This is a genomic window from Spirosoma pulveris, from assembly GCF_054781875.1.
In genome coordinates this window covers 273,779-285,802 of record NZ_BAAGTO010000004.1, presented here as the reverse complement: position 1 = coordinate 285,802, position 12,024 = coordinate 273,779, and the positions used below count along the sequence as shown (strand labels likewise).

At 51.5% G+C, this 12,024-nt stretch carries 11 protein-coding genes; 3 read left to right on the top strand and 8 right to left on the bottom strand.

The window, feature by feature from the left end:
• Positions 1-40: 40 nt before the first annotated feature.
• The 5 genes from ACYVJM_RS17050 to ACYVJM_RS17030 form a co-directional block, all read right to left on the bottom strand.
• Positions 41-1,462, bottom strand: coding sequence for an inorganic phosphate transporter (locus ACYVJM_RS17050; RefSeq protein WP_461149431.1), 1,422 nt, complete (start codon positions 1,460-1,462; stop codon positions 41-43).
• A 293-nt stretch (positions 1,463-1,755) separates the two neighbouring features.
• Positions 1,756-2,805, bottom strand: a complete 1,050-nt coding sequence (rlmN, locus tag ACYVJM_RS17045) for a dual-specificity RNA methyltransferase RlmN (protein WP_461149430.1) — start codon at positions 2,803-2,805, stop codon at positions 1,756-1,758.
• 43 nt (positions 2,806-2,848) lie between these two features.
• Positions 2,849-3,694, bottom strand: coding sequence for a carboxypeptidase-like regulatory domain-containing protein (locus tag ACYVJM_RS17040; RefSeq protein WP_461149429.1), 846 nt, complete (start codon positions 3,692-3,694; stop codon positions 2,849-2,851).
• A 145-nt stretch (positions 3,695-3,839) separates the two neighbouring features.
• Entirely contained in the window at positions 3,840-4,385 is a 546-nt protein-coding gene (locus ACYVJM_RS17035) for a CvpA family protein (RefSeq protein WP_461149428.1), read from the bottom strand.
• Between the two features lie 79 nt (positions 4,386-4,464).
• Entirely contained in the window at positions 4,465-4,914 is a 450-nt protein-coding gene (locus ACYVJM_RS17030) for a GatB/YqeY domain-containing protein (protein WP_461149427.1), read from the bottom strand.
• 156 nt (positions 4,915-5,070) lie between these two features.
• Between ACYVJM_RS17030 and ACYVJM_RS17025 the strand changes: the two genes are divergently transcribed.
• On the top strand, positions 5,071-5,799 hold the full coding sequence (locus ACYVJM_RS17025) for a pyridoxine 5'-phosphate synthase (RefSeq protein WP_461149426.1): 729 nt from the start codon (positions 5,071-5,073) through the stop codon (positions 5,797-5,799).
• A 229-nt stretch (positions 5,800-6,028) separates the two neighbouring features.
• Complete coding sequence (mnmH, locus tag ACYVJM_RS17020; protein WP_461149425.1) at positions 6,029-7,105, top strand: tRNA 2-selenouridine(34) synthase MnmH; 1,077 nt, start codon at positions 6,029-6,031, stop codon at positions 7,103-7,105.
• Here the strand turns inward: mnmH and ACYVJM_RS17015 are convergent.
• Entirely contained in the window at positions 7,086-7,676 is a 591-nt protein-coding gene (locus ACYVJM_RS17015) for a hypothetical protein (protein ID WP_461149424.1), read from the bottom strand. The genes mnmH and ACYVJM_RS17015 overlap by 20 nt on opposite strands.
• Positions 7,677-7,876: 200 nt before the next feature.
• Between ACYVJM_RS17015 and prfA the strand changes: the two genes are divergently transcribed.
• Complete coding sequence (gene prfA, locus ACYVJM_RS17010; RefSeq protein WP_461149423.1) at positions 7,877-8,950, top strand: peptide chain release factor 1; 1,074 nt, start codon at positions 7,877-7,879, stop codon at positions 8,948-8,950.
• 83 nt (positions 8,951-9,033) lie between these two features.
• Here prfA and ACYVJM_RS17005 read toward each other — a convergent pair whose 3' ends face one another.
• Positions 9,034-10,545 (bottom strand): sulfatase family protein, encoded by a 1,512-nt coding sequence (locus ACYVJM_RS17005; protein ID WP_461149422.1) that lies wholly within the window; start codon positions 10,543-10,545, stop codon positions 9,034-9,036.
• A gap of 114 nt (positions 10,546-10,659) precedes the next feature.
• Positions 10,660-11,979, bottom strand: a complete 1,320-nt coding sequence (locus tag ACYVJM_RS17000; RefSeq protein WP_461149421.1) for a Gfo/Idh/MocA family protein — start codon at positions 11,977-11,979, stop codon at positions 10,660-10,662.
• Positions 11,980-12,024 lie beyond the last annotated feature (45 nt).

Sequence of the window (12,024 nt, the reverse complement as noted above, 5' to 3'; positions counted from 1 at the left end):
TTCTTGTTTATACCCTGTCATCAATTTTTCAGCCGTGTAACTACAATACCCAGCGGAAGAAGATATAGAGTGTGAACGATAAAAGCACCGAAACGGGCAGTGTAAGTATCCAGGCCAGCGCAATATTTTTGACCGTGCCCGCCTGTAGGTTCTTGACGCCTTTGTTAGCTACCATGCTCCCGGCAATACCCGACGAAAGCACATGGGTTGTACTCACGGGTAGTTTCAGCCAGGAAGCCATACCAATCATCATGGCCGCTACCAGCTCTGCCGATGCGCCCTGGGCATACGTCAGGTGTTGCTTACCAATTTTCTCGCCTACCGTCACCACAATCCGGCGCCAGCCAATCATGGTGCCAAGCCCCAGCGATAGGGCAATCATCAATATAACCCAAAGCGGTGCATAATCCGTAAACCGACGCAATCCGCCCTCTTCACCTAAGTTCTTATTTAATTGAGCTACCTGAGCCGCGCTGAGATTTGATCCTTCATCGGCCGTAATCTTTTTGATGTTGCTGTTAATAAGGAGCAAGTCCCGACGGACGTCCAGCCGTTTCTCGTTTGGAATTTTACCGTCAACAAGTCGGCCGTTTACCAGCGCACTTAACTCAGCCAGCTCTGTATTGGTTTGAACCACACGAGCGCGGTTCGTCGATGACAGATGCGTTGAATCCAGCGCACTCATGGTTTGCTGAATGGCCGTAACGTTCGTCTGCATCAGGCGCGGGTCAAGATCGGCCTTTACCGCAAAATGGTAAGGAACGATGCCGATCAGGATGAGCATAATCAGGCCCACGCCCTTCTGCCCATCGTTGCTGCCGTGAAAGAAACTAACCAGCGAGCAGGTCGCAATCAATATAGCCCGCACCCAGGCAGGCGGCTCCGTATTTTTCTTAGGCTCTTTAAATAATTGATCTTTAGCCTCTTCCGGTACCGAACGACGCAAAATGAACATCAGCACGATGGCCAGACTAAAGCCTAACAGCGGAGATAACAACAGCGCGTAACCTGTTTCAATGGCTTTATCCCAGTTAACGGCCGCTCCGGTTTTGTTCTCGGGCATCGTAGCAAATGCCAGGCCAACGCCTAAAATAGAGCCAATAAGGGTGTGTGAACTCGAACTGGGCAGGCCAAAATACCAGGTACCCAGATTCCAGATAATAGCACTGAGCAGCAGGGCAAGTACCATGGCTACGCTATGGTATACGTTCTGATCGACGAGTAACTCAACCGGGAGCAGGTTGACAATGCCCATGGCAACGCCAATGCCACCCAGCAAGACACCTGTAAAATTGCAAATCCCTGACCACACAACGGCAACCGTCGGTTTCAGGGAGTTCGTGTATATAACTGTTGCAACGGCATTGGCTGTATCGTGAAATCCGTTAACAAATTCGAAGGCGCAGGCAGCGAAAAGGCTGATAAAGAGGAGGATAAAAACATCCGTTTCTAATCCAAACATATTGGTGTATCTTCTATGGTTTTGCCGACGGTGGGTCCGTAAGCCTATGATTGCCACAAAAGTACGGGAAACTAGGCAGAGCAATATTACCAAATTGTTAAGTAGTGACCGGTCCGCCGTTGCGGTAATCCTTTGCGTCTCAGCCTGGACATGAGTAAAGAATGGCCTATGGAACAAGAAAAAAGCCTATTACAAATAGGCTTTTATAAGGGAAAGAATGGCCTTTATGAGACGCGAAGTATTGTCTCTACAAGACAGACGCAACGGAATGCCGGACCACGGCGGACCGGTCTCTACGCCTTTTTCCCGGCCAACTGCCCGCAGGCGGCATCAATGTCTTTACCCCGGCTCCGGCGGACGTTTACGATAACGCCTTTGTCTTCCAGATATCCGGCGAATTTGTCCAGCGTTTGCGGATCGGTATTCTTGAAATTGGCTTCGGCAATGGGGTTGTATTCGATGATGTTGACCTTGGCGGGTACACGCTTGGTGAATTTCCAAAGCTCCTGAGCGTCCTGAAGCGTATCGTTGAAATTGTAGAAGAGAATGTACTCAAACGTAATACGCGTGCCGGTTTTCTTGTAAAAGTACGTCAGCGCATCGCCCAGAGCCTCCAGCGTGTTGCTTTCGTTGATCGGCATGATCTGGTCGCGCTTCAGATCGTTGGCCGCGTGGAGCGACAAAGCAAGGTTAAACTTTACTTCGTCGTCGCCGAGTTGCCGGATCATCTTGGCAATGCCCGCCGTCGATACGGTAATTCGTTTCGGCGACATGCCCAGGCCATCGGGCGAGGTGATGCGGTCGACGGATTCGAGGACGTTTTTATAGTTCAGCAGCGGTTCGCCCATGCCCATGTACACGATGTTGGTCAGGGGCGCGTCGTAGTTTTCTTTGGCCTGCCGGTCAATAGCTACCACCTGGTCATAGATTTCAGCCGCATCGAGGTTGCGCTTCCGGTCCATATAGCCCGTGGCGCAGAACTTACACGTCAGCGAGCAGCCCACCTGGCTCGATACACAGGCGGTCATTCTATCTAAGTCATCATTGCGCAAAGCCGGAATCAGAACACCCTCAACCAGATTACCATCAAACAGCTTGAATGACGACTTGATCGTGCCATCGTTGCTTTTCTGCTGCTGATCGACGGTGAGCGGACGAATTTCGAAATTAGCGTTCAGCACCTCCCGCGTCGACAGCGACAGGTTTGTCATCTGCTCGAACGACGACGCCGATTTTTTCCAGAGCCATTCGTGCACCTGTTTGGCCCGGAAACCCTGTTCGCCGTTTTTAGTAAACCAGTCTTTTAACTGAACCGCCGTCAGTTTACGAATATCTTGTTTCATTATACTGGTACAACAGCTATACAGACTGGCAAAGTTTCCTGAGTCAGTCTTCGTAAAAATCAATCTTCACCTTAAACATGGGCGATGCATACCCCATTTTCATCGTTTTCCAGTCGCCCTGATTGATTCTTACACGTCCCTGTAATTCTTCGAATTCATTGGAAAGACCTATTTGCTGGCCATAGAATGTATTCACCGCTTTGCTATTGCGGTACTTTACATCGTAGTAGTATTTTTTATCATTCAGATTGAGCCATTCCATGGAGATAAAAACGCCGTTTTCGCCAAAGGGAATATTGAATTTACGCAAGTCTACCGTGCAATAGCGATTCGACCCGCTGGCATGGATTACCACATTTTCAGTTAATAAATCCTTGCCAGACATGTCGCCATCCGGCTCGTAAACACGAACTCTGAACGGGGTTTTATGCTTTCCAAAGCGCACGATATAGAAGCCTGCTGCATTTAAAAGGCCTTCTTTGTTCTCATCATTCGGGATGTATAAGGCAACTTCCCGCAACATGGAACCACCCATCTGACCAAAAATAAAGCCTTTATGGTCTTCAATAGCGCCTTTCCAAAGCGAGTTTATTTGCTTTCGTTTCCGGACGTTAGTGGCCTGTAAGGTAATTGGTGATTCGCTCAGGTGAAACGAGGTCGTGTTTAGCGCATCCGGCAAGGCTATTCGTAGAGTCTTATAGCCAATAGACTGAATATAGACCGTATCGTTGGTAATGCCTTTCGCGTCTATGACAAACTCACCCTTTTCGTTGGCATGGGCACCGATGGCGTTATTCTTCAGATAAATAGTAGCGTATGGTATAGCTCGTTGATTCTCTTTCGACAACACACGTCCCTGTAGCTGGGCGCAAGTAGTTGTAGCTAGCAAGAATGTTATGAGGCAGAGACTTAGGAAAGTTTTACTTTTCATCATTTTGCAAAAATGAGCGTATTCTGGAGAGACTCTGAACACACTCATTTGTACAAAATGCGTACCCATTTGAATGAGTAGAACAGCAAATGATCGGCTGAAGCTAATTCAACCGACCGAGACGGTCGGCGCTACTTCTCCATTTCTTCCCCTCTTCCAGTCCTTTGGGCACCCAAACAGCGGCTTTGTCCATCACTTTAGGCGCAATGGGCCGGATATATGGGTATAAAAAGGCGGTTTCTGTTTGGCGGGCGGGCATTTTCACGCCCATATAACTGAACAACCAAAGGATAACACTAATTCCAAAAACCCACGTAAAAAGGCCAACGGTGGCCCCGGCCACGCTATCAAACGTGCCTAATATGGAGTACTTTAACGACCGACGGATGGCAAATCCCATCTGGTTGATCATGATCACCGTCGGAAAAAAGATGACGGAGAAACCCAGCCATGGCAGGATTTTCCGGGCCAGTTCGCGGCTGATGTAGGGACTAAGCAGGTCAATGCCAAACGCCAGAAATTTAAACCCGACAATCATGGCCACCACAAACGCGATAATCGCCACGATCTCCACGAGCAGACCTTTGCGGTATCCGTTAAAAATCCCCCAGGCCAGGGGAATGAGCATGAGTAAATCGAGCGTGTTCATAGTGCAGGGGGCAGAAGGATAAGGGCAGAGGGTTCGGAACGGGACACAAGACTAAACCCTCTGCCCTTACCCCTATTCCCTATGCTAATAACGTTTTCACCATCGCCGAGATGGCTTTCCCATCGGCTTGCCCGGCGAGTTCTTTGGAGGCAACGCCCATTACTTTACCCAGATCGGAGGGCACCGATGCGCCCAAGCGGGTCATGATGGCCTGAAGTTTCGCCTTCAGTTCATCTTCCGAAAGCTGCTTGGGCAGATATTGTTCGATAACGGCGATTTCAGCTTCTTCAACGGCCAGTAAGTCGGCGCGGTTTTGCTGCCGGTAGATGTCCGCCGAATCTTTCCGCTGCTTTACAGCTTTGGTCAGAATTTTGGTTTCATCCTCAGGCTTCAGGTCGCCGGATTGTCCTTCTTTGGTTTCCTCGAGCAGGATCATTGATTTTACAGCCCGCAAGGCCCGCAATTTATCCTGATCCTTGGCCAGCATAGCCTGCTTTATATCGGCGTCAATTTGTTGTTTTAAAGACATAATGTAAAGAGCGAAAGAGTGAATGAGCGAAAGAGTGGTAGAAAACCAATGAACCTTCACTGTTTCGGCAAAGTTACGAAGTCAGACAACGTTATTCACTGCGGTCCGGCGTTCCGGTTCGCTCTTTCGTTCTTTTACTCTCTCGCTCATTGAAAAATGACACGTTTAAGCGTTAACATCAACAAAATTGCGACCATCCGTAACGCACGCGGTGGCAACAACCCCGATCTGGTGAAGGTCGCCCTCGATTGCGAACGATTCGGTGCGCAGGGAATTACGGTTCACCCCCGCCCCGACGAACGGCATATCCGCTATCAGGATGTGCTGGATTTGCACGAGGTCGTCACGACGGAATTCAATATTGAAGGTAACCCCGACGAGCGTTTCATCGAACTGGTGAAACGGGTGAAGCCCGCCCAGGTGACGCTCGTTCCCGATGCGGTCGATGCCATTACCTCCAACGCGGGCTGGGATACCATCCGCCACGCCGATCACCTTAGGTATCTGGTCGATACATTCAAAGCCGATGGCATTCGGGTGTCTATTTTCGTCGATGCTGATGAGCGCATGGTCGAAGGGGCCAAAGCCGTAGGGACCGACCGGATTGAATTATATACGGAACCCTACGCGGCCCACTACGCCGAAAACCGGGAAGCCGCCGTGGCACCGTTTGTTCGGGCGGCTCAACGCGCCATTGAGCTGGGCCTGGGCCTAAACGCGGGCCATGACCTGAGCCTGGAAAACCTGCGCTTCTTTGATGAGCAGGTGCCTGGCCTGGAGGAAGTATCCATCGGCCACGCGCTTGTTTGCGATGCCCTTTATTTTGGACTGGAGAACACGATTCAGATGTATTTACGCTGCCTTGACCGGGATTTAGCTGATTAATTTGACAGACTATGATTTGAAAGCGGGATTATGATTTAAAAGTAGGCAACTTTGATTAATTCAGTAGCCGTTTAAACTTATATGAATGCGTAGGCAACAGGCGTTTTTCCTAGAATGATGAATCTAGCAATGCAACAAAAGTTTGAGCAGTTACCAATACAAAAAGCCAGAACAGTTGCTTAGTGAAATCATAGCCCATCAAAAAAATCAAATAAATCCTGGTTCAGATATGGTCCGTAAACTATCCGTCGAAGAGTTTTTAGGCAAGGCGCGCACCCTGCCGGTCATTGACGTCCGGTCGCCGGGGGAGTATGACCATGCGCATATTCCGGGGGCGGTGAGTATTCCGCTTTTCGACAACGATGAACGGGCCCAGGTGGGTACCAAATACAAAAATGCGGGCAAAGACGCGGCTGTATTGATGGGCCTCAGTATGGTTGGACCGAAGCTGGCCGACTTTGTCAAGCAGTCGAAAAAACTGAACCCACAAGACAAGGAAGTACTGGTGCATTGCTGGCGCGGGGGTATGCGCAGCGGGTCGTTTGCCTGGCTGCTGGACACCGCCGGACTAGCTGCTTCAACGCTGGTGGGTGGCTACAAAGCTTACCGCAATGCCGTGCTCGACTCGTTTACCCAACCCCTCAAGCTGATTATTCTGGGCGGAAAAACGGGTAGTGGCAAAACCGATATTCTGAAAGAGCTGGCCCGACAGGGTGAACAGATTATTGATCTGGAAGGGCTTGCCAACCATAAAGGCTCATCGTACGGAGCCATTGGTCAACGCCCGCAGCCCGCATCGGAGCAGTTCGAAAACCTGATTTTCCAGACGCTGCTAACCTTGGATACCAGCCGCCGAATCTGGCTCGAAGATGAGAGCCGAAACATCGGATCGTGCTTTATTCCGATGGCCCTCTGGCAGCAGATGCGGGCGGCTCCGGTAGCGTTTATCGACCTTCCGAAGGCTGAGCGCGTCACTCGTCTGGTAACCGAATACGCCAACATCGACCACGGCCTACTCGTTGAAGCCACCGAGCGAATCCGCAAACGGCTGGGCGGCAAAGTAACGCAGGACGCCCTCAATGCGCTGACTAATCATGATTACGCCACCGTCGCCGATTTGACTCTCGACTACTACGACAAAGCGTACCTGCACGGCCTTTCCCACCGCGACCCGTCCACCATTCAAACGATTGAAACGGCTGAGGATAACCCGGCAGAAACCGCAAAACGATTAATTGAGTGGGTGGTGAGTACAGGCACGACGGCAACTAACGCCAGCCACAGCCTTACGACGACTTCTTCTTAACCGACGCACTCATCCGCCGGACCACTTCCCGCTTGTTGAAACCCAGATGCCAGACCGCGAAGGGCGTTTCCTGTTTGCCGAAACAAATATCACAAATGGGGCTGCTGAGCGCAACGGGCTTGTTGTATACGTAGGTTGTGTCGGTAAGCTTTTGGATGTTGGAGATCGGCGACTGCTTCTGTTTGGCACTGTATAGATAAGCATCCAGAATTTCCCGCTCTTTAGCACTCAGTCCTTTGTTCTGGATATCGGCCTCGCCCAGCAAGCGTATATCCAGCGCGTAGCGTTCGGCAATGGCTTTGGTGCGGGGCAGATTCTGTAACTGGCACAGCTTGGTACGGTCGGCGGGGTCCGTTGTTTTCTGAAGCTGGGTCGTGAGTTCTTTTTCCAGTACAGCCGTTACCTTACCGCCTAGGTCATCGACCGTTTCGACGAGATCGGCGTTTGTGATCCGCTTGATTTTCGAGTCGGCCATTTCCTGCTTCAACTCGTTAGTATAGCGAACCCGCTCTGGATTGCATTGGATCAAAAGGCTGATTAATAAACCGGAGATAAGTAGCGGGCGTATCATACACAGGAACTTAAAGGAATAGCGTTTCGTCATTTGTCTGGAAAACGATTTCGTTAGTAGCTTGGTTGCATTTAACGAATGCTAAACTGCCGGGGCACCGACCTACAGAATGCCGGACCACGGATTTTTCGTAATTTTGTTTTTCTTACCAGATACACCCTCTTGTCGTTCCGGGGAATGACAAAAAAAGTTATACATATATGCTTGATCAGTTAGAAGCCATCCGCGAACGCTTCAACGAAGTAGCTCAACAAATCGTGCAGCCCGAAGCGGTTTCGGACCAGAAGCGATTTATGAAGTTGAGTAAAGAATATAAGGACCTCGAAAAAATCGTCGTGCAGTACCAGGCGTACCTTCAACTGCTCGAAGAGATTGATAATGCAAAAAAAATCATCGCCACCGAAAAGGACGAAGATTTTCGGGAAATGGCCAAAGGCGAACTGGACGAACTGTTGCCCCGCCGGTCTGATCTGGAGGAAACGCTCAAGGAAATGCTGATGCCGAAAGACCCGAATGACAGCAAAAACGTCATCCTCGAGATTCGGGGCGGCACCGGGGGCGACGAAGCCGCCATTTTTGCGGGCGATATTTTCCGTATGTACCAACGGTTCTGTGAGAAAATGGGATGGCGCATGTCGCTGGTCGATTTTACGGAAGGTACTTCCGGTGGTTATAAAGAGATCATCACCGAAATCGAGGGGGAAGATGTGTACGGCAAACTGAAGTTCGAGTCGGGGGTTCATCGGGTGCAGCGTGTACCGGCTACCGAAACCCAGGGCCGGATTCATACCTCGGCCGCCAGCGTGGCCGTACTGCCCGAAGCCGAAGAGGTGGACGTGGACATTAACATGAACGACATTCGCAAAGACACGTTCTGTTCGTCGGGAGCGGGTGGTCAGTCGGTAAACACCACCTATTCGGCCGTGCGGTTAACGCACATTCCAACGGGGCTGGTGGTGCAGTGTCAGGACGAACGTTCACAGTTGAAGAACTTCGATAAAGCCCTGACGGTATTGCGGTCACGACTTTATGAGATTGAGTTGCAGAAACATAATGATGCGATTGCCTCGCAGCGTAAAACGATGGTGGGCAGTGGCGACCGTTCCGACAAGATCAGAACCTATAACTACCCACAAAGCCGCGTAACGGACCACCGCATCGGGCTTACGGTCTATAACCTGCCTGCGGTTATGGATGGCGGTATTGGCGAATTTATCGAGCAACTCCGCATCGCTGAAAATGCTGAAAGATTGAAAGAGGGCGCTACGGTGTAAGTCGTGTCTTCTTTTTTGAGACATAACAAGGGCGGCAAAATACTCTTTTGCCGCCCTTGTCGTTTCCGGTAATTGGTTTTACATCAATGTCCCTCTTTAATTTTCGTCAGCAAATCCGTTAGCTCCTTTACTTTTTCGGGATGTTGCTGGTACACATTGGTGGTTTCCAGTTGATCGGTGGCGAGGTTGTATAACTGCCCGATCGGCTCGCCTGCTTTGGGTTTGATTTCTTTGGGGTCTGTAAAACCGCCCGAGCCCAGCCCTTCGATCAGCTTCCAATCTCCCTTCCGAATGGCAAAGAAACCGATTGACGAACTATGCACGACGGCCGGCTGGTTCGGTACATCCTTGCTCTTCCCCGAAAGCACCGACAGGATGCTGTAGCTATCGTCCTGATTGGGATTGGTATTACCCAGAATCTCCCGGCACGTCGCCGTCAGGTTAGCCAGCGTTGTGGTGGCCTGACTCACCGTTCCGGCTTTCACGGTGCCGGGCCAGCGAACGATAAACGGAATGCGGTGGCCCCCTTCGAACGCATCGCCTTTCATACCCCTGAACCCGCCAGCGGCTCTGTGGTCGAAACGCTTCACGTAATCATCGCGCCAGTACGGCCCGTTATCACTGGTAAAAACAACGAGGGTATTACCGGCCAATCCCGTTTTTTCGAGAGCCGTTAACACCTCCCCCACGGCCGCGTCGACCTGCTGCACAAAATCGCCATATTCGCCCGCTTTCGATTTGCCCGTATAGTTTTTTGTCGGCATCCAGGGCGTGTGGGGGGCCGCCAGCGGTAAATACAGAAAGAACGGTTTTCGAGCGGTTTGGCGGTTCAAAAAACCAACCGCTTTCTCAACAAATCGGGGCAGTACGCCATGAAAATCGAAGGAGGGGGCCATGCTGCCTTCGCGCCAGAAAGGACCCGCGTAGCCCGACTCTATTTTGTTGCCTTTGGTGTAGCCAGTGGGCAATTCGGTCAGTTTATGATTTTCCAGGTAACAGTAGGGTGGCATATCGAGCGAAGCGGGCAGCACATATGAATAATCGAACCCTATTGTATTAGGTCCCTGTGCCGGATTCTGCGAAAAATCAATCACCGCCGGGTCCATCTCCGACTGGATGCCATACCCCGCCGACGCCAGCACCGACTCGCTGCCTTTCTTCGGAACCCAGTCTAAGCCCAGATGCCATTTGCCGATGACCGCCGTTTGGTATCCATTCCGTTTCAGCAACGAGGCCACCGTTGGACGATCCGCTTCGATCAGCGTTCGACTATAGCCGCGCAAAACGCCCACGGGTAAGCGACTGCGCCACGGATAACGCCCCGTCAGCAGGGAGTACCGGGTAGGCGTACACACACCCGAAGGCGAATGCGCATCCGTAAAGCGCATACCCTGTGCAGCCAGTTTATCAATGTTAGGGGTAGCAATCTTCCCCGTTGGGTTATAGACCGACACGTCGCCATACCCCAGGTCATCGGCCAGGATGTATACGATGTTAGGTGGTTGTGGGGTAGCGGACCTCATCGCCATGCCAATACAAATCAGCACACAGCCGATGATGCCTGCGACGACACTCCATTTGATAAATCCGGGCATAAAAGACTTTGTTTTTGACATCCGACCTGTGTAGTGCCGAGCGTCCCGGTCGGGTGTAAGGCAAATTACTTCACACCCGACCGGGACGCTCGGCACTACACAGGTCGGTACTACTTAAATCTTTATCCCCCACTCGTTTTTCATGGGGCGTCCCAGCAGCGCGTTGGCTTCGGCATCATTTTTAAACTGCTCTTTCTTTGGGTTCCACTGCAGCGAGCGGTTGAGCCGGTACGCAATGTTGCCTATGTTACAAACCGACGCCGTGCGGTGGCCAACCTCAACATCGCAGATGGGTTTGCTGCGCTTACGCATGGCATCCAGAAAATCCTTGTAGTGGTTGTCGCTGCGGTACACGTGTTTTTCGGTCTCTCCGATCTCTTTCGTGGCCAGCGAAGCCGGTGTCGTTTCAATCTTTCTCCGCTGCACTTTAATTTCACCTTCCGTTCCGACGAAGTGGATGGCGTTGTTCCAGTCCCATTTTTCGTGAGTCATCACAATGCCGTTATCGTATTTGTAGGTCAGGAATGGGTGATCTTTACCATCGGGCGCGATCACCTCTACCGGTCCGCTGTTGTCCATATCCAGCGACCACTGCACAATGTCGAACATATGGGCACCCCAGTCGGTCACCATGCCGCCACCAAACTCCCGGTAGTTGCGCCAGTTGGGAAACACATCTTTCGAGAGCGGTGGGGCTAATTCCGAGTTAAAGGCAACGGGTTCATTGGGGCCGAGCCACTTGCTCCAGTCCAGCCCATCGGGAATGGGCTCGGCGGGCAGATCGTAAGCCGTTGGTGGCGGGCCGACGTTCACTTTAATGGTTTTTACCTCGCCGATGTAGCCATTGCGAATCAGCTCGGCCGTTTGCCGGAACTCCGGCCACGACCGCTGCATGCTCCCCGTCTGAAACACGCGATTGTATTTACGGGCCGCGTCGACCATCGCCCGGCCTTCTTTCACGGTCAGGGCCAATGGCTTTTCGCAGTAAATATCTTTCCCTGCCTGAGCCGCCCGAACGGCCATAGCCGCGTGCCAGTGGTCGGGTGTGGCGATCACGACGGCGTCGACATCTTTCCGGGCCAGCAGTTCCCGAAAATCGGTATAGACCGGAATATCGGCGTATTTACCGGATTGAGGATTCTTTTCGTAATGAGCTTTGATCCGATCCAGACCTTGCTGCGCTTTGGCTTTGTAGACTTCGCTGATGGCGATGATCCGGGCTTCGTTCGTACCCAGAAACGACGACATCAGGCCTTTCCCCTGCTTACCGGTACCGATAAAACCCAGTGAAATGACATCGCTGGGTGCCAGGTATTTGGTGCCGTCGGGACGTTTGCCGCCCAGTACAAAGCGGGGAACGATCATAAAACCGGCCACAGCGGTGGCGGCTTTTTCAACGAAATCCCGGCGGTTAATGGTGTTGTCTTCTTTCATGTGTGTAGCGGCAAAAGATTAGGTTATAAACACAGAGAACACAAA